This window comes from Desulfovibrio faecalis, assembly GCF_053570625.1.
On record NZ_JBRBQR010000001.1, the window covers coordinates 1,106,099 to 1,122,372 of the forward strand.

The window sequence follows — 16,274 nt, forward strand, 5'->3', positions numbered from 1 at the left end:
AGGAGGACTGCCATGCAAGCTGAAGAAATCTTTGCCTTGGGCCTCGGCCTCACGCCGCCCTGGAAAGTTATGAGCCAACGTCTTGATACCGACCATACGCCAACCAAGCTCCACCTGGAGATCGGTGCCGACCGCGGAGCGCTGTATCCGTGTCCCGAGTGCGGAGCCGCGTGCAAGGCTCACGACTTCAAGGAATTCACGTGGCGGCATCTCAACTTCTTCCAGCATCACTGTTACCTCACAGCCCGACTGCCGAGGATCAATTGCCCGGAACATGGAATCCGACGCGTCGAAGCCCCATGGGCCAGGGAAGGCAGCCGGTTTACCCTGCTTTTTGAGCAGGTTGTCATGAGCCTCGTTCGAGAGATGCCGGTCAATGCCGTAGCGCGTCATGTCGAGGTCACGGATACCCGCCTGTGGCGCATCGTCCATCACTATGTGGCCAAAGCCATCAATGCGCTGAACTTGAAAGACATCAAGGCCATCGGTCTGGATGAGACCGCGTCCAAGCGTGGGCACAATTACATCACCGTCTTCATTGACCTGGATCGTTCCGACAGGCCCGTGATCTTCGCGACTCCAGGTAAGGGCAAGGAATGCCTGACTCAGTTCTGCGCGTTCATTGAAGCCCATGAAGGCTGTCCTGAAAACATCGTCGAGGTAGTTTGCGACATGTCGCCTGCGTTCCTCTCCGCCGTCGAACAGAAGTTCAAGTCTGCCTCGGTGACAGTCGACTGGTTTCATGTCGTCCAACTCTTCACCAAGGCCGTCGATGACGTCAGAAAGCTTGAGGCCAGGCAGTCAAAGCTGCCGGACCACACCCGTTGGGCCGTACTCAAGGGCGCCGAGACAATACGCACGCAGAATCAGGAGAGTGCTCTCCTGGAACTCGTCGAGCAGGGCTTCGCTACCGCCAAGGCCTACCGTGTCAAAGAACTTCTGCGCTGGGTTCGACGGGCCGAATCGAAGCAGGCCGCCAAGTGGCGCATAACCCATTTTCTCAAGCATGCCGCCGAGTACGCGGCCGACTGCCCGCTATTGGAACCCGTGCGCGGAGCATTGGCCAGCTTTGAGAGGCATTTGCCGCGAATCCTTCATCGTTGGCATTCCTTGCACACCAATGCGAGGCTCGAAGGCTTCAATGGCCTGTTCCAGGCGGCAAGGGCCAGGGCCCGAGGATACCGGAACGTGGAGAACTTCATCACCATGGTCTACCTGATTGCGGCCCCGATTCAGGTCGTAGTGGCTTCATGAATTCCACATCAAACGACGAAGAACCAAAATTTATTGCTGGCAGTCTGACTGTCAGGGATTGCTGAGTCGGTTTGTTGAACCGTTTAAATGCACCTGATGTAGCAGTGTTTAATTATTGCACATGCAGGCATTATTAGGGTAGAACAACCGCTGCGGAGAGTGGTGTTGACGGCGGTTTTTCAGCCGCCTGTGGTGCGCCGGGGCTTGCTCCTGCGCTTTACGAACCCAGTAGGAGGAATAGCTGATGAAATATGTGACCTTGTTGCTGCTTGCGTTGAGCCTCGCGTGGGTTGGCGAAGCGCAGGCGCGTGATATCAAGGAAATGTCGCAGGCCATTAAAAAGCCTATTGAAATTCCTGGTGGAACATCTCCGCGTATGAGCGTCATGTTCCCCCACACGGCGCACAAAGGCATCAACTGCATGCACTGCCACCACGAAGTGGGCAGCGACAGCCGCTACGTAGCCTGTACCGAATGCCACGCCACCCCTGGTGCGCGCGAACGTGACCCCATGAGCATGTTCATGGCCTTCCACTCCAAGAATGGCGACCGTTCCTGCTACGGCTGCCACTCGCAGAAGGCTCAGGAAAATCCCGCCAAGTACGGCGCCAAGTTCAAGGGCTGCCGTCCCTGCCACATGGCTGCCAGCGCTCGCGAAGCCGCCAAGCAGAAGTAAGCTCACTCCCGCCACAGGTTTTCTGTACCGCATAAAGGCCCCGCAAGGGGCCTTTATGCGTTGCAAAACAAACCAACCCAGGTAGTTAGCCTGGGTGCAGTGGCAGCTCTGCCAAGTAAGGCTCCTCTCCCAGATGAATCTTTGTCAGCGATGCTATGTGCCTATGTGCGTTAAGTATGTTCACTTACGGCTGAACCCTATGCGCCTGAAGAAACAGCAAAAGGCTGCAACGCGGCGCTGGACGCAAAAAAAGGGCGTTTTGCGACGCCCTCATTCAATAGCCGAAAGTGTTTAGCAAGATATCCGTCTAGAGGCCCAATTGGGAAAGCATGTCGTCAATAGCGCCCTGTGAAGCGCCAGCCTTGTCAGGCCCTTTAAGTTCACTACGCCCCTGATTGAATTCCTTGACCGCCTGACGTGCTTCATTCTGCAATTCCTGAACGTTCTTGCTGGGGTCTTTTTCCGCCGCGTCCAGAATAAGGCCCGTGGAAACATAGAGTTCCACCACCATTGCCTCAATCTGGTTCAGGGCAGACACGACCTTTTTGATGCGCTGACCTGTAATGTCCTGAAAGCTCAGGGCGGTCAGCACTGAAGTGAGGTCATCCCCAAGAAGCTTGTTGTTTGCTTCCAGCTCGGTAATGGGGGCCGCATCCGCACCGCCGCTAAGCAATCCTGCCAGATGCGCCGCATTCTGTTCCTGAAGATCCAGATGCCGCTCCACGATTTCCATGATGGTCATGGTGGCGCTTTCTGTGTCTTTCAGCACTTCATCAAGCTGGCTTGATGCTTCCAGAAATAGCGCATCTGGATTTGGGGGGGGCAGGGGCTGGCCTTTGGAGGCAGTGGAGATGCGCTCAAAAATCTCTCTCAGACCCTGGCGCATTTCCGTACTGATCTGCTTGTAAACTGCGGCTTCGGGCTTTTCGTTGCTCATGCCCGTCCCCTTTGCGCGCGGCGCGGTTTAATTTATGCGTTTAGAACCTTTGCAGTGAATGGTCAAAGGTCAAATGCAGTAAAAACTCCGCCGCGCGAGGGCGCGGCGGAGCCGGGATACTTACTTGTTGGTTTTCAGAAACGTCTTGGCCCGCGCAGCTTCTGGCGAGTTGGGATATTTCTTGATCAGCTCTTCCAGACGGGCTTTGGCAGCAGCAGACTGATTGAGCTTGCTGAAGCTGATACCCTGCTTGAGGTACGCGCCGGGCGCGCTGGAAGAAGAAGGATACTTTTTGATAACAGCATCATACGCCAGGGCCGCATCGGCAAACTGGTTGCGCTGGAAGTAGCACTCGGCCAGATAATACTGGGCCTCGGGAGCCTGGCTGTGGTCTTTGTAGTTTTTCAAAAAGTCATTGAAAGAACGCTGCGCTTCATCGTACTTGCGGGATTGGTAGGCGTTAACGCCAGCATCAAACAGCGCCAGCGAAATGTCCTTTTTGGGAGCCTGAACCTGCGGCTCGGGCTGGGGGCTGGGTTGGCCCCAAGTGCTGGAACTGGGATTGATGACGGTCTGAGGCTGGGCTGCTGCCGCGCCCTGATCGCCAGCGGCGGAGGCCGCTGCGTAGCCTACGGAACCAGCAGCCATGCCGCCTGCCGCTGCCTGCCCGTAGGAAGGCTGGCCATAGCCAGGCTGGCTGAAAGCAGGCGCCGCCTGGGGGGCAAACTGAGGAGCTGCCTGAGGAGCCGCCTGCACAGAGGGGGCAGAACTACCGCCGCTGGTCATGGGGTCACCGAGGTTCAGGTTCAGCGCCATGCTGCGCTCCACCTGACGCAGAGCTTCATCGTGCGCTCTCACACGGCCCACCAGGGCTTTGGCGCCGCCTGCGTTCTGCAGGTCATCAAGCTGGCCCTTGAGTGTGTTGACTTCCTGCCGCAGCGTTTGAATCTGGCTCCAGGCATCAGCCTGAGCAGGCTGCAACTGACGCAACTGAACGTCTTGCTGCTGCACCTGCTGTTCCAGTGAGATGCTGCCATTGCCGCTGCTGGTGCTGCCGCCCATGCAGCCGCTCAAAGGCAGCGCCGCGCAAGCCAGAGTCAGGATGTACATAGTACGGAGTGTGCGCATAGTACCCTCTTTCAATTTTGCACTTTTCCCAGAACTTTTTTTCGTCCGGTGAAAATATAGATGATTCCCCCCACACATGGCAGAAAAACTACCAGCACAAGCCACAGGGCGCGCTGTTGCGGGGTTTCAAACTCATGTCCCCATATGTGCAGAATGCTCCACAATGTCGGGATCATGGGGAACATTACCACAAGCACATGCCACCAATGAAAAATCATGCGGTTCCTCCCTTGCCGGGGGTTGGTTTGCCGCCTTTGTCGCTGGCGACAGCCTGGGGCTTGCGCCAGAGAATCAGGCAGGCCAGCACCGCGCCCACAAATATGGCCGAGTCGGCTATATTGAAGGCTGGCCAGTGCCAGTCGCCCCAATAGACATCCAGAAAGTCCACCACGGCGCGAAAGCGCACACGGTCAACCAGATTGCCAAGCGCGCCCCCCATCACAAGCCCAAGGGCCGCGAACAGCCAGGGATCTTCATCCGAGCTGCGCACCAGCATGACAATGGCCCAAACGGCCACAACCGTGGCAGCGAGAAAAAGCCAGAACTGCCACTCAATGTCGGACCGGTTCAAAAAACCAAAGGCCGCGCCGCGATTGCGGATGTTGACCAGATCAAACAGCCCGGCAATGACCGTGATGGGTCTGTGCTCGGGTATGAACTGCATGACAGCCCACTTGCTCGCCTGATCAAGAACAAGGGCGACAATGGCCGCAATGCCGAGTATGCGATAACGCCTTGGCATTCCTGTTACGCTTCCATGGCCTTGATAACGGCGGTGCAGCGGGGGCAGAGCGTGGGATGCTCCGCATCGGTGCCAAGTTCCGTGCTGTAAATCCAGCAACGTTCGCACTTTTCGCCGTGAGCCTTTTCCACGCCAATGGCAAGCCCGGCGATTTCTTCATCGCAGTACGCGCCTTGCGGTGCGCTTTCAAGGGGTTGCAGGGCGATTTGCGAAACAATGCAGAAGGCGCGCAGGTCTGTGTTCAGGCCTTCAAGGCGCTGACGCAGTTCGTCTGCCACAAAGAGAGTCACGCGGGTGTCGAGCGAGTGGCCGATAACACCGTCGCGCCGCATGGGTTCAATGGCCTTGGTCACGGCCCCGCGCACGGCGGTGAGCACGTTCCAGTCGTCGCGCGTGCCTTCGTCAAGCAGAAGGGGGGCAGAATCAATGGGCTGCAGGGCAAATACCGTGGGTTCCGCACCGCGCAGGCCTTCGGGCAGATGCGCAAAGATTTCTTCCGCAGTGAAGGAAAGCACCGGGGCCATGTCGCGCAGCAACAGGCCAAGAATGTGCCACAGGGCGGTCTGGGCCGAGCGGCGTTCCGCGCTGGCGGGGCCGGAAGCGTAGAGGCGGTCTTTCAGCACGTCCAGATACATGGACGAAAGGTCGGTCACGCAGTAGTTGTGAAGGGTGTGGTAGACCTTGTGGAAGTCAAAATCCATATAGGCCTGCTGCACACGGTCATGAACCCGGGCCGCAGCGTCAATGGCAAAGCGGTCAAGAGGCATCAACTCGTTCAGCGGCAGCAGGTCATCCTTGCCGAGGCCTTCAAGGTTGCCAAGGATGAAGCGGCAGGTGTTGCGGATGCGGCGGTAGGCATCCACAAGGCGGCCAAGAATTTCGTCGGAAATGCGGATGTCCTCACGGTATTCCACTGAAGAAACCCACAGGCGCACGATTTCTGCACCGAACTTTTCAATGAGTTCTTGCGGTGCAATGACGTTGCCGATGGACTTGGACATCTTGCGTCCTTCGCCGTCCACCACATAGCCATGTGTGAGCACAGCCTTGTAGGGCGCGCGCTGGCGCGTGCCTTCGCTTACCAGCAGGGAGCTGTGGAACCAGCCCCGGTGCTGATCCGAACCTTCCAGATACAGGTCGGCGGGGTAGGCAAGCTCGGGCCGCTGTTCCAGCACTGCGGCAAAGCTGGTGCCGGAGTCAAACCACACATCAAGGATGTCTGTTTCGCGCTTCCAGTGGTTGCCGCCGCAGTGCGGGCAGGCAAGGCCTTCCGGCACGATTTCTGAAAGCTCGGCTTCGTACCAGTAGTCGCAACCGGTGGGGTGCTTGGCAAAGCGGTCGCAGATGTCGCGCATCCAGTTGGGGTCGTTCCAGGCTTCGCCGCAGTCTTCGCAGAGCAGAGCCATGATGGGCACGCCCCACTGGCGCTGGCGCGAGATGCACCAGTCAGGCCGGAATTCGATCATGTTGTGGATGCGTTCGCGGCCCCAGGCGGGGATCCAGCGCACCTGCTCGTCAATGGCCTTGAGCGCGCGGCCGCGAAGGTCGTTCTTTTCCATGCTGATGAACCACTGGGTGGTAGCGCGGAAAATAACCGGCTGCTTGCAGCGCCAGCAGTGCGGATAGGAGTGCTTGATCTTGGCCTGACGCAGCAATGCGCCGACTTCTTCAAGCTTTTCAATGACCTTGGGGTTGGCTTCAAAAACATTCAACCCGGCAAAAAACTGCACGGTGGGCAAAAAGCGCCCGGCATCATCCATGGGCGAATAGATTTCGAGGCCGTATTTGAGGCCCACTTCGTAGTCTTCGCGGCCATGGCCGGGAGCTGTGTGAACGCAGCCCGTGCCAGCTTCAAGGGTGACGTGCTGGCCCAGGATGATGGGCGACACGCGGTCATAGAAGGGGTGGCGGGCCTTGAGGCCTTCAAGCTGTTCGCCGCTGGCGCGGCCAAGGATTTTGGGTTCGCTCCAGCCGAACTGCTCCGCGCAGGAGGCGAGCAGCTCTTCGGCCAGCACGTATTGCGCGCCGTCCACTTCCACCAGAACATAGGTGAACTCGGGGTGCAGGCACACGGCCATGTTGTCCGGCAGAGTCCAGGGGGTGGTGGTCCAGATGACCACATAAGCATGGGCGGGATCCGCAGCGGAGAAAACCTTTTTCAGGCCATCGTCCTGCAAGGGGAAGCGCACAAAGATGGAAGGGGACGTGTGGTCGTAGTACTCCACCTCTGCCTCTGCGAGGGCCGTATGGCACGAGCAGCACCAGTAGATGGGCTTTTTGGAGCGCATGACGCCGCCCGTTTCCACAAAGTTGGCAAGCTCGCGAGCGGTAGCGGCCTCATAGGCGGGGCGCATGCTCATGTAGGGATCTTCCCAGTTGCCAAGCACGCCGAGCCGACGAAATTCCTTGCGCTGCACGTCAATCCACTTGGAGGCGTAGTCGCGGCAGAGCTTGCGCACCACATGGGCGGGCAGGGTCTTTTTCTTTTCTTTCAGTTCCTGCTCAACCTTGTGCTCAATGGGTAGGCCGTGACAGTCCCAGCCCGGCACATAACGCGAGGCAAAACCCGCCATGTTGCGCGATTTAACAATAATGTCCTTGAGAATCTTGTTCAGGGCCGTGCCCATGTGGATGTGGCCGTTGGCATAGGGAGGGCCATCGTGCAGCACGTAGGTTCCCTTGCTGCCGGAAGCTTCAACCATTGCTTCGTAGCTGTTAATGGCATCCCATTTCTTCAGGGTTTCCGGCTCACGCTGGGCCAGGTTGGCTTTCATGGGAAAGGCGGTCTGAGGCAAGTTCAATGTTTTCTTATAATCGCTCATGCTGGCTCCCGGCACAGTTCAACTCAAGGACTTGGCAATGTAGTACGGTGAAAAAATCGCTCTACTGTGGGCAAAGAGCGGGGCAAAGTCAAGAAGAGCAGGGCACTGCGTGCCTGCTGGCGTGGCCTGTATGTGCGCAGGCTGAGCATGAAAATGTTTGGCAGATCGCACTGATGCTGTGTAGCTGCATGGCAACCCGCCTTGCAAAATGCGCCTCTTCATGAGCGAAAAAGCTGGCTCATACTCGTGGAGCACCAACAAAAAGGGCGTTTCAGACGCGTTGCGCGCAATAGTGAAACGCCCGGGATTTCCTGTTCCTCAGCAATGACCGCACAGTTACGCGGGCTAGGCCGTCAGAAGTTTGCCGGAGCGCCATCCATGGCCTGGGCCAGTTCGCGCAGGGCCGACAGGCTGTCTTCAGCTTCTTGCGGCGTCATGGTGTGCAGGGCAAAACCGGCGTGTACGATCACATAATCGCCGACCTTGGGTTCTTCGGGCAGCAGCATGATAGAGGCGGTGAGAAAGGTGGAGCTTTCGCCCACGCGCACGCGGGCCATGCCCTCTCCCTGGAGTTCTTCAATTCTGGCTGGTATGGCAAGACACATATTTGGTACCTCTTGAAAGGCAGATAATCACTGAATGCCCGGCTGCAAGGCCGCGACTGTTCCGCAGATTTTCAGCTTATCAGCGCGGCAAGCTTCACGCAAGGTGCCTGGGCGAAGTGGCGGCAGGGTACGCAACGGAAAGTGTTGTTCACAGTGCAGCATCTATGGCTGCCTGCCCGTTGCGCAGCCCCTGCCTCTGCCGTAGGTATTGCGTGCCCTTATGCCCGTGATGCACGCAACTGTTCCCTTCATGCACCAAGTTCTCTGTACATGGCCTCGGCATTCTGTATGGCGCGGTATGCCCCCTGATTCAGGGGGTAGTCCCACGAGCCGCTCCGTAGCTCGATATGGCCGCCAAAGCCGACCTTGAACTGGTGCAGTCCGTTGAAAGGGTGGGTGGCGTCAGGCGTGGGCGAGACCGCGCCCATTTCGTAACTGCGGCAGCCAAGCTGCCGCGCAATGCGCATGCCTGTCCAGTGCATGAGGCTGGACGCCATATAGTTGCGCTTGATATTGCCCGAGGCCCCGTACAGAAAGTTGGCGTGTTGCCCTGAAATGCCGATGATAGCGCCGGAAAGGATATCACCCCCATGCCGGGCCAGCAAAAATACAATATCTGCTTCATCCTTTGCGCCGAAATTGCATCGGAACATGGCCGAGAACTGTTTGCTGCTGCATGGGGCAAAGCCGTTTCTTCTGGCGGTCTGTTCGTACAGGCCATAAAAATCAGCAAGGTTGCTGCTATCTGCTTTCTCAACAGTCACGCCCTTGCGCCGGGCCAGACCGATGTTGTAGCGGGTTTTGGGCTTCATTCTGCCAAGGATGTCGTCTTCGCTGCCGTCAAGATCCACTACCAGCGAACTGGCCACAGTCATGTCTGCGGAAGCCTTTTTGAAGTTCCAGAATCTGGTGCCCATGTTCATACGCATTTCGCGTATGCGCGCTTCAGGAAAGGCGCACCATCCCCGCTCCTGCATTTCGTCCGCATACAGGGATTTCCACGGCAGGTCGTAGCGGATAAAGGTCACATCCGGTTCAAGCCGGTCTGCCAGGGCAACGGAGAGGTCTTCCAGATATTGCCCGTATGAATCCTCAGAAGGCGCATACTCCGGCCCCTGCGGCACAAGAGCCATCTTGTGGCCGCAATGGTTTTTTATGAGCACCAGCACATCGCCCCAGGTTTTTGTGGTTCTTCGTCGTTTGATGTGGAATTGACCGACCTCAATCAGTTTGGATAGCCCTCCTTTAGGAGGACTGCCATGCAAGCTGAAGAAATCTTTGCCTTGGGCCTCGGCCTCACGCCGCCCTGGAAAGTTATGAGCCAACGTCTTGATACCGACCATACGCCAACCAAGCTCCACCTGGAGATCGGTGCCGACCGCGGAGCGCTGTATCCGTGTCCCGAGTGCGGAGCCGCGTGCAAGGCTCACGACTTCAAGGAATTCACGTGGCGGCATCTCAACTTCTTCCAGCATCACTGTTACCTCACAGCCCGACTGCCGAGGATCAATTGCCCGGAACATGGAATCCGACGCGTCGAAGCCCCATGGGCCAGGGAAGGCAGCCGGTTTACCCTGCTTTTTGAGCAGGTTGTCATGAGCCTCGTTCGAGAGATGCCGGTCAATGCCGTAGCGCGTCATGTCGAGGTCACGGATACCCGCCTGTGGCGCATCGTCCATCACTATGTGGCCAAAGCCATCAATGCGCTGAACTTGAAAGACATCAAGGCCATCGGTCTGGATGAGACCGCGTCCAAGCGTGGGCACAATTACATCACCGTCTTCATTGACCTGGATCGTTCCGACAGGCCCGTGATCTTCGCGACTCCAGGTAAGGGCAAGGAATGCCTGACTCAGTTCTGCGCGTTCATTGAAGCCCATGAAGGCTGTCCTGAAAACATCGTCGAGGTAGTTTGCGACATGTCGCCTGCGTTCCTCTCCGCCGTCGAACAGAAGTTCAAGTCTGCCTCGGTGACAGTCGACTGGTTTCATGTCGTCCAACTCTTCACCAAGGCCGTCGATGACGTCAGAAAGCTTGAGGCCAGGCAGTCAAAGCTGCCGGACCACACCCGTTGGGCCGTACTCAAGGGCGCCGAGACAATACGCACGCAGAATCAGGAGAGTGCTCTCCTGGAACTCGTCGAGCAGGGCTTCGCTACCGCCAAGGCCTACCGTGTCAAAGAACTTCTGCGCTGGGTTCGACGGGCCGAATCGAAGCAGGCCGCCAAGTGGCGCATAACCCATTTTCTCAAGCATGCCGCCGAGTACGCGGCCGACTGCCCGCTATTGGAACCCGTGCGCGGAGCATTGGCCAGCTTTGAGAGGCATTTGCCGCGAATCCTTCATCGTTGGCATTCCTTGCACACCAATGCGAGGCTCGAAGGCTTCAATGGCCTGTTCCAGGCGGCAAGGGCCAGGGCCCGAGGATACCGGAACGTGGAGAACTTCATCACCATGGTCTACCTGATTGCGGCCCCGATTCAGGTCGTAGTGGCTTCATGAATTCCACATCAAACGACGAAGAACCGTTTTTGTTGAATGAATGTCAAAAGCCAGGGGGGCCATGCCCATATGCGATTTGACCTGCGCCCAGTAGGGAGTCTGAAACAGTATGTCTGTCGGATTCAGTTCGTTAGTCGCCTTGGCGATCACATCCACCATGATACCTCCTCGCATAGGTGGGGAATAAGGTTGTTCCGTTCCCGCTGGAATCGGCAACGGCTGTTGGAAGGAGCTTACAGGTCATAGTGCCCGGCGCGTTCCGGCTGGTCTTCCACTTCCTGTACCACAAGGTGCAGGGTCCCGCCGTTGGGGTTGGGCCAGCGGATGTCATCGCCTTCGGAAAGCCCCAGCAGCGCACTGCCCACAGGAGCCAGAATGGAAATGGAGTCTTCGCTGGCGTCTGATTTGCCGGGGTATACCAGCTTCAGGCGGCGCTCGGTACCGGAAGGCAGCATGACAAAACGCACGGTGGAGTTCATGGTCACCACTGAGGGCGGCACTTCTTCGGGGGCCACAACGTTTGCGCGGTAGAGCTCTTCTTCCAGATCCTTGCGGCCGGGGAAGCCATCAGCGGGCAAGGTCTCCAACAGGGTTTCCAGCCTCGCTGCATCCTTGCTCGTAACGGTAATATTAGGATATTCTTTCATGTTTTCCTCCAGTGTGCTGCGCAAGGCCGCGCACATTGCATAAAAAAAGAGGGCGTAACCGGTACGCCCTCTTTTTCGTGAATTGTAGTTATGCGGGCGTTATCAGGTTGCAAAAAAGCCGCGAAGCTTTGCCACTTCGCTAGAAATGTTTTTTGCAAAAAAAACGCAGAAACGCATTGTATTGTCCTGTTCTAAAAAACGTATGGATGCAGAAAAAAGGGTGGTTTTCCTTTATACGGAAAGTTTACCGCCAAGATATTCAAATTTGTATCAGCTTAGTCTAGCAGTTGGTTTACGTATGCGCAAGCACAAAAGCAAAACTTCGTTTCAGGTGTGAAAATATCAATTAATAGAGAGTGTATGGATTTTTCAGGCAGAAATTGCCGCAACCAGCAGAGCAAAAAACAAGGGCGGAGCCTTGCGGTTCCGCCCTTGTGATTCCGTGCCCCGAGCAGGCTAGTGCTTGGAGTTGTTGTTACGTTCTTTCTTTTCGGGGAACAGGACGAAGTTCCAGTACAGCACGTAAAGGGGCAGTACCACGAACATCATCACATAAGCCCAGCTCTTCGTGAAGAGAAAATACTGATAGAAAGTATTGAATTCCATGGGATTCTCCTCCTACGCGCGGCTTAGTGCTCGCCCTTGAAGTCTGGGTGTTCGTACAGCACCGGCATGTTGTAAACGATGAAGCGGTAGACCGTGACGATCATGGTCACCACAAACATGGAGATGCAGATTTCCCAGATGCTGGGGAAGTAGCGTTCCGCCGACGGCAAGTTGTAGTTGAAGGCGATCATGGAAACGTTGAAGCGGTTCAGCACGATGCCCAGCACCGTGTTGGTCGCGCCAATGCGGCACAGGGTCAGATTGCGGTCACGCGCGCCCTTGGCGTAGATCAGGGCGGGCATCAGCACAAAGCCCAGCATTTCCACCAGCCACCAGGCCCCGTAACCCGTGAAGAGGTAAGGGAAGTTGGCTTGCACAAGCATGTCGATAAGCTTGAGCATGAAGTAGGCAAAGAGAATGAACGAAGCCGCGCGGGCAAAGCTGAAGGTCACGTCGTCAGCTTCGCGCAGGTGGGTTTTGTCCATGTAGTGGTGCACACCACGGTGGGCCAGCATGCCTTCAAAGATAACCATGGACGCGCCGGCGGCCATGGAGCTCACAAAGAAGAACATGGGCATGAAGGGCGAGTACCACAGGGGGAAGACCTTGCCGGGGGAGATCAGGTAGAGCGAACCCAGCGAGGACTGGTGCAGGGTGGACAGGGTCACACCGAAGATGGTCAACGGAATGGTGCACTTGACCACGATTTTGCGAACCTTGATGAGCCAGGGGTAGCGGCAGGACATCCATTCCAGCGGGGCCACCGAGAATTCGATGAGCAGCACTGAAACGTAGGTCGCCACGCACAGGCCCACTTCAAACAGAACGGACGTGGTGCCGGGGAAGAAGAACATGAAGGGCAGACGCAGCGGATGGCCCAGATCGTACAGCAGGGCGATAACCACGAAGGCGTAGCCCAAAAAGGCTGTGGTGATGGCCGGACGCACCGCAGAGTGGAAGTGCTTCATGCCCATGATGTAGCAGGCGACAGTGGTAAAGTAGCCGCCCGCTGCAAGGCACACGCCGCACAGAAGGTCAAAGCCGATCCACATGCCCCAGGGCTGCACATCGCTGAGGTTGGTGACGGAACCGATGCCCACGGTAAAGCGGATAACGGTGATGACAAAGCCCACGGCCAGAATGATGGCAGAAATAATGTTGCCGGGGGTGGGCGTCAGGAATTCGCTGATATTGAACAGCTTGTCCCTGGTGGGAATAACTATGCTGTGGTGTGCCATTTACTTATCCTCCCCGTGCTCCTTGCAGCACTCCGCTTCCCGAGCCTTCAAGGCGTCGGTCATTGCGCGGCGGGCTGTGTCGGCAGCGCCCGGACCCTGGGTTTCCTCAATCTTGCGCACTGCTGCGTCAACGGCTGCGGCCAGATCGTCCTTGGTCTCCTTGACGTGTGCGTCCTTCTCCGCCTTGAAGATGGCTTCGCGGCGTTTGGTCATGGCGTAAGCACCGCCAAACAGCACAGGCCAGAAGGCAACGATCATGGGCACGGTACCCAGAGCGCCATAGGTCAACTCGCCCATGGGCTGCGTGCCCAGGTGCTTGTCGAGCCCAAGCTGCTTGAGTTCGCTGGTGTCGGCGTGGGCATCATGGGCCTTGGCGTCCTTGGCGGCGGCAGGAGCAGCCACGGCAGGGGAAAGCACCATCCATGCGGTACCGCCGGCATCGTGTTCGCCGTAAACGTAGTTCACGTACTTGCCGGGATTTTCAGTGATGCGCGAGCGGGCAATCCTGATCAGGTCGCTGCGGCGGCCAAAGGTCAGGGCGTCCATGGGGCAGGCTTCCACGCAACCGGGCAGCTTGCCTTCCTTGAGGCGGGGTTCGCAGAAGGTGCACTTCTGCACCAGGGGATCGAACGCCTCGTCGTACTGGAAGCCCGGCACATAGAAGGGGCAGGCAACCATGCAGTACCGGCAGCCCACACACTGCGAACCTTCGTAGGTCACGCTGCCGTCAGGCTGCTTCTGGAAGCATTTGGCAAAACAGGCGGAGGCGCAGGCCGGGTCGTTGCAGTGGAAGCACTGCAACTTGCGGAACACGTCCTTGCCGTTGACGTTGTACTTGTTAACCACTGTCCACTCATAGGCCGAAGTGCGGCGCTTGGTGGCAGTCACCGAAAGGTCGGTGAAGGGTTTTTTGGGCTTGGGCAGGTGGTTCACCGCGTTGCAGGCTTCTTCGCAACGGCGGCAGCCGATGCAGCGCGTGGTGTCATGCAGCACGCCGTAGCTGTCTGCATAGTAGGGGAAGGTGTGTACCCCGGCATTGGCCACCTTGGCAGTGCCCAATGCCGAAATCACGCCCGCGCTTCCCATGATGGCCAGGAATTTTCTGCGATTCATATGCGTTTCTCCGTGCAGTTAGGCGCCCTACGGGCGGGCCTTATGACAAGTGGTGCAGTCTGTGTTCTTAGGACGACCCACGTTCATACCCTGGTGGCAACCCATGCACTGGAGGTGATAGGCAGCCTTGAGGCTGGGACGGTTGGGATTGGTGGGGTCGATTTCCTTGGTGTGACAACTGCCGCACTTGGGAGGCGTAGCCGAAAGCGGGCTTCTGTGGTGGCACGTGGCGCACAGAGTCTCGGGCTTGTTGTGGAAAGCTTCGGCCAGCTTGTCGCCCTTGATGCGTTCCATAAGGGAGGCCACATGGCGGCGGTGCGTGAAGTTGCTGGGCTCGTACTTGTCGGCCAGCGCATCAATGCTCACCTTGTAGGGGCCCTGCATGGCGGTAAGGGGCTGCACGGTCTTGTGATTCAGCACAGTTTCAGCGGCCAGGGCTTCGTTCTGGTCCGGGGGCAGCTTGCCCTTGATGCCCTGCTGCATCTGCTCCGGCGTCATGGAAGACGTAACATTGTGGCAGGTGGCGCACCATGCCTGGTCGCGCTTGGGCGTCACGATGGCGTGGCAGCCCGCGCATTCGCGCCGTTCTTTGGTTTGCTGTTCATGACAGCTCACGCAGCTCACAGGGGTGTTGCCCTTGGCGCGTTTGGCGATATTGGTGGCATGCATGGCGCGGTCAAGCGTCACGAAATTGCCTTCCGCCTTGCCTTCCGTAGTGTGGCAGGTGCTACAGGCCACAGGATCGCCGGTGTGGTGGCATGTTTCGCAGTTGGCAATCTTTTTCTCGTGAGCGAGGTGATTGAAAACCGCAGGTTTCATGGCCGCGCCCTTGGGATTGGGCTTGGCGCTTACCGGAAACATGACAATGGCCGACGGCGCGCCGCTGTCTGTCGGCTCCAAAGCTGCGGCCGTGGCCGATCCAGCTCCGAGCGCCGTCAGACACGCCGCGCCCGCCAGGGCCAGAGCCGCCAGCAAAAGCAGTGATGTGCCGTTCCTCATGTGCTTGTCCTTTTGCAATCAGACATTACCCCAACGCCCGCCGCATACATTGCAGCGGGTTCCTCCGTACCCCCGATCCCTACGGGGGTGAACACGCAGATATTGCAACGGTATCCCAGCCTGCAAGACACGTCAAGGAGGGGCCGTTGTTGTAATTGCTTCTTATGCCTTGGGAACAGGGAGCTTGGGATATTTTTCGCTAAAAAGAGCGCTTTACTGATTGTTCACGCAACTTACGGGAAACACAGATTCTTTGCGAAAAAACATTCGTATCGTGTGATGTGGGTCGAGCACGGGCGTTCAGCAGAGCACGGAAGAGGCGAACATCTGTGCGCCCGCAAATACTTCAAGATGTTTCTGCGCGATGTTCAGCGCATCAGAGACGTGTCCGGCCCCGGAAAAGCCATAAATAACTGTGAGCAGACGCCGGGGCGAAGATGTGTCCGGCCCGTCCTCGGCAATCATGGCCCGGCGGGAATCGCTGCAAGGGCAGCCGAACGCGCCCTGATCATCTGCCAGAAGAGGCATGCGGTAGAGGTCGAGCTCGTCCTTGCCAATGCCCGCATAGGCTTCGCCTTCTCGTCCCGCGCGCAACACAATATTGCCGCTCAGGCGGGCAAGATCGTAGGTGCCAAGCGAAAAGCCCGTTTCAAGCGAAACCAGATTGTTGGCATCCACTGCGGAGTTTATGCGGTACAGATCCTTGCCCTGCCGCACGCGGCGGTAGAGGGCCTCGGAAGAAATACGTACCCGGCCCGGATCGCGCCCAAAAGCCTTGAAGGCCTGACGCGAGGGGCCTATCTGCGGCATGTCGGCAAGTTCCGTGTTTTCAAGACGTTGGCGCAAACCGGGCAAAATATTCCGGTTGAAGAATTGCCACAACTGCGGTTCCTCGGTTCGAACAGGAGCAGACCAGAAAACACAGCCGAGGGCGGTATCCGGCCAGATCGAACGTAATTCCGGGGCAATGGAAATGTCGGGCATGAGCATGGCGGCGGGTACTCCC

The 16,274-nt window shown here is 57.6% G+C and carries 17 protein-coding genes; 3 read left to right on the plus strand and 14 right to left on the minus strand.

Annotated elements, in window-relative coordinates:
- Positions 1-12: 12 nt before the first annotated feature.
- Both ACUZ79_RS04890 and ACUZ79_RS04895 read left to right on the plus strand, forming a co-directional pair.
- Positions 13-1,254 carry an ISL3 family transposase gene (locus tag ACUZ79_RS04890; RefSeq protein ID WP_449250523.1) on the plus strand — a complete coding sequence of 414 codons (1,242 nt, stop codon included), beginning with the start codon at positions 13-15 and terminating at the stop codon, positions 1,252-1,254.
- A gap of 244 nt (positions 1,255-1,498) precedes the next feature.
- The gene (locus ACUZ79_RS04895; protein ID WP_240823872.1) at positions 1,499-1,930 is read left to right on the plus strand and encodes a cytochrome c3 family protein; all 432 of its coding nucleotides are present in this window, start codon (positions 1,499-1,501) and stop codon (positions 1,928-1,930) included.
- 307 nt (positions 1,931-2,237) lie between these two features.
- On the opposite strand, the gene ACUZ79_RS04900 is transcribed toward ACUZ79_RS04895, so the two are convergent.
- From ACUZ79_RS04900 to ACUZ79_RS04930, 7 genes are all read right to left on the minus strand, one after another.
- Positions 2,238-2,867: a protein phosphatase CheZ gene (locus tag ACUZ79_RS04900; protein WP_240823873.1), complete on the minus strand. Its 630-nt coding sequence runs from the start codon at positions 2,865-2,867 to the stop codon at positions 2,238-2,240.
- A gap of 120 nt (positions 2,868-2,987) precedes the next feature.
- Complete coding sequence (ybgF, locus tag ACUZ79_RS04905) at positions 2,988-3,995, minus strand: tol-pal system protein YbgF (RefSeq protein WP_449250876.1); 1,008 nt, start codon at positions 3,993-3,995, stop codon at positions 2,988-2,990.
- Between the two features lie 11 nt (positions 3,996-4,006).
- Positions 4,007-4,213 carry a PLDc N-terminal domain-containing protein gene (locus ACUZ79_RS04910; protein ID WP_022657916.1) on the minus strand — a complete coding sequence of 69 codons (207 nt, stop codon included), beginning with the start codon at positions 4,211-4,213 and terminating at the stop codon, positions 4,007-4,009.
- On the minus strand, positions 4,210-4,737 hold the full coding sequence (gene lspA / locus ACUZ79_RS04915; protein ID WP_240823875.1) for a signal peptidase II: 528 nt from the start codon (positions 4,735-4,737) through the stop codon (positions 4,210-4,212). Before lspA ends, ACUZ79_RS04910 begins: the two co-directional genes overlap by 4 nt.
- Positions 4,738-4,742: 5 nt before the next feature.
- Positions 4,743-7,559: an isoleucine--tRNA ligase gene (gene ileS / locus ACUZ79_RS04920; RefSeq protein ID WP_449250877.1), complete on the minus strand. Its 2,817-nt coding sequence runs from the start codon at positions 7,557-7,559 to the stop codon at positions 4,743-4,745.
- 353 nt (positions 7,560-7,912) lie between these two features.
- Positions 7,913-8,164, minus strand: a complete 252-nt coding sequence (locus ACUZ79_RS04925) for a HypC/HybG/HupF family hydrogenase formation chaperone (RefSeq protein ID WP_022657919.1) — start codon at positions 8,162-8,164, stop codon at positions 7,913-7,915.
- Between the two features lie 248 nt (positions 8,165-8,412).
- Complete coding sequence (locus ACUZ79_RS04930) at positions 8,413-9,333, minus strand: lipid II:glycine glycyltransferase FemX (RefSeq protein WP_449250878.1); 921 nt, start codon at positions 9,331-9,333, stop codon at positions 8,413-8,415.
- A gap of 90 nt (positions 9,334-9,423) precedes the next feature.
- Here ACUZ79_RS04930 and ACUZ79_RS04935 point away from each other — a divergent pair, with 90 nt between their 5' ends.
- Entirely contained in the window at positions 9,424-10,665 is a 1,242-nt protein-coding gene (locus ACUZ79_RS04935) for an ISL3 family transposase (RefSeq protein WP_449250523.1), read from the plus strand.
- On the opposite strand, the gene ACUZ79_RS04940 is transcribed toward ACUZ79_RS04935, so the two are convergent.
- From ACUZ79_RS04940 to ACUZ79_RS04970, 7 genes are all read right to left on the minus strand, one after another.
- Positions 10,660-10,824 carry a hypothetical protein gene (locus ACUZ79_RS04940; protein ID WP_449250879.1) on the minus strand — a complete coding sequence of 55 codons (165 nt, stop codon included), beginning with the start codon at positions 10,822-10,824 and terminating at the stop codon, positions 10,660-10,662. The genes ACUZ79_RS04935 and ACUZ79_RS04940 overlap by 6 nt on opposite strands.
- Before the next feature lie 74 nt (positions 10,825-10,898).
- A complete protein-coding gene (gene rnk / locus ACUZ79_RS04945; protein ID WP_449250880.1) occupies positions 10,899-11,312 on the minus strand; it encodes a nucleoside diphosphate kinase regulator in 414 nt (137 codons plus the stop codon).
- A 456-nt stretch (positions 11,313-11,768) separates the two neighbouring features.
- Positions 11,769-11,918: a hypothetical protein gene (locus ACUZ79_RS04950; protein ID WP_022657922.1), complete on the minus strand. Its 150-nt coding sequence runs from the start codon at positions 11,916-11,918 to the stop codon at positions 11,769-11,771.
- A 23-nt stretch (positions 11,919-11,941) separates the two neighbouring features.
- Positions 11,942-13,156, minus strand: coding sequence for a sulfate respiration complex protein HmcC (hmcC, locus tag ACUZ79_RS04955; protein ID WP_240823879.1), 1,215 nt, complete (start codon positions 13,154-13,156; stop codon positions 11,942-11,944).
- On the minus strand, positions 13,157-14,269 hold the full coding sequence (gene hmcB, locus ACUZ79_RS04960) for a sulfate respiration complex iron-sulfur protein HmcB (RefSeq protein ID WP_240823880.1): 1,113 nt from the start codon (positions 14,267-14,269) through the stop codon (positions 13,157-13,159).
- Between the two features lie 27 nt (positions 14,270-14,296).
- Complete coding sequence (locus ACUZ79_RS04965; RefSeq protein ID WP_449250881.1) at positions 14,297-15,268, minus strand: nine-heme cytochrome c; 972 nt, start codon at positions 15,266-15,268, stop codon at positions 14,297-14,299.
- A gap of 300 nt (positions 15,269-15,568) precedes the next feature.
- A complete protein-coding gene (locus tag ACUZ79_RS04970) occupies positions 15,569-16,258 on the minus strand; it encodes a B3/B4 domain-containing protein (protein WP_449250882.1) in 690 nt (229 codons plus the stop codon).
- Between the last annotated feature and the right edge of the window lie 16 nt (positions 16,259-16,274).

Coding starts and splice junctions, on each gene's coding strand:
- ACUZ79_RS04900 (WP_240823873.1), bottom strand. CDS start 2,867: ATGAGCAACGAAAAGCCCGAAGCCGCAGTTTACAAGCAGATCAGTACG.
- ACUZ79_RS04935 (WP_449250523.1), top strand. CDS start 9,424: ATGCAAGCTGAAGAAATCTTTGCCTTGGGCCTCGGCCTCACGCCGCCC.
- ACUZ79_RS04940 (WP_449250879.1), bottom strand. CDS start 10,824: ATGGTGGATGTGATCGCCAAGGCGACTAACGAACTGAATCCGACAGAC.
- ACUZ79_RS04890 (WP_449250523.1), top strand. CDS start 13: ATGCAAGCTGAAGAAATCTTTGCCTTGGGCCTCGGCCTCACGCCGCCC.
- ileS (WP_449250877.1), bottom strand. CDS start 7,559: ATGAGCGATTATAAGAAAACATTGAACTTGCCTCAGACCGCCTTTCCC.
- hmcB (WP_240823880.1), bottom strand. CDS start 14,269: ATGAATCGCAGAAAATTCCTGGCCATCATGGGAAGCGCGGGCGTGATT.
- lspA (WP_240823875.1), bottom strand. CDS start 4,737: ATGCCAAGGCGTTATCGCATACTCGGCATTGCGGCCATTGTCGCCCTT.
- ACUZ79_RS04965 (WP_449250881.1), bottom strand. CDS start 15,268: ATGAGGAACGGCACATCACTGCTTTTGCTGGCGGCTCTGGCCCTGGCG.
- ACUZ79_RS04910 (WP_022657916.1), bottom strand. CDS start 4,213: ATGATTTTTCATTGGTGGCATGTGCTTGTGGTAATGTTCCCCATGATC.
- ACUZ79_RS04970 (WP_449250882.1), bottom strand. CDS start 16,258: ATGCTCATGCCCGACATTTCCATTGCCCCGGAATTACGTTCGATCTGG.
- hmcC (WP_240823879.1), bottom strand. CDS start 13,156: ATGGCACACCACAGCATAGTTATTCCCACCAGGGACAAGCTGTTCAAT.
- rnk (WP_449250880.1), bottom strand. CDS start 11,312: ATGAAAGAATATCCTAATATTACCGTTACGAGCAAGGATGCAGCGAGG.
- ACUZ79_RS04950 (WP_022657922.1), bottom strand. CDS start 11,918: ATGGAATTCAATACTTTCTATCAGTATTTTCTCTTCACGAAGAGCTGG.
- ACUZ79_RS04925 (WP_022657919.1), bottom strand. CDS start 8,164: ATGTGTCTTGCCATACCAGCCAGAATTGAAGAACTCCAGGGAGAGGGC.
- ACUZ79_RS04895 (WP_240823872.1), top strand. CDS start 1,499: ATGAAATATGTGACCTTGTTGCTGCTTGCGTTGAGCCTCGCGTGGGTT.
- ybgF (WP_449250876.1), bottom strand. CDS start 3,995: ATGCGCACACTCCGTACTATGTACATCCTGACTCTGGCTTGCGCGGCG.